This window comes from Phyllobacterium sp. P5_D12 (assembly GCF_054049495.1).
This window is the reverse complement of the sequence record NZ_JBFUMG010001185.1, coordinates 1-552: the sequence shown is the minus strand read 5'-3', so window position 1 is coordinate 552 and position 552 is coordinate 1. Positions and strand designations below refer to the sequence as shown.

The window sequence follows — 552 nt, the reverse complement described above, 5'->3', positions numbered from 1 at the left end:
GCCGGCAAACATGAAAGCCTCCGGAATAGACTATACGAAAATCGATACGATCATCATTTCGCATTTCCATCCGGATCATGTTTGGGGTCTGATGGAAAAGCAGACGAACGCGCCTGTGTTCCCTAACGCTGAGCTAATTGTCAACGAGATCGAATATAATTGGTGGACGGATCCTGGGCGTGTTGAAAAGCTTGCTGAGGGTCGAAAGCCCGCCGGCCGACGCATCGCCAGCGTATTTCCTATGTGGAAGAATTGGAGCTTGGCGAAGGATGGTACGGAAGTCGCTCCGGGCATCCAGCTGATCGCAGCGCCCGGTCACACACCCGGACATTCAGTTTTCCTTGTGACCTCTGGAAAAGAGCAACTCCTCGTTTCCGCGGATACGATGTACGTTCCGGCACTGCTCGCGCCCCACCCGGAATGGCAAGGAAGCTACGATCAGGACGGACCGGCCGCAGTTTTCACCCGGCACAAACTGATCGACCGCGTGATCGCAGACAAGATCAAAATCTGCGGTTCGCATTTTCCCTTCCCCGGCTCAGGCACTTTCGT

At 54.7% G+C, this 552-nt stretch carries 1 protein-coding gene; it reads left to right on the top strand.

The features are described 5' to 3' along the window. A partial coding sequence (locus ACXJ5O_RS29405) for an MBL fold metallo-hydrolase (RefSeq protein ID WP_457302980.1) occupies nt 1–552 on the top strand: 552 nt, incomplete at both ends.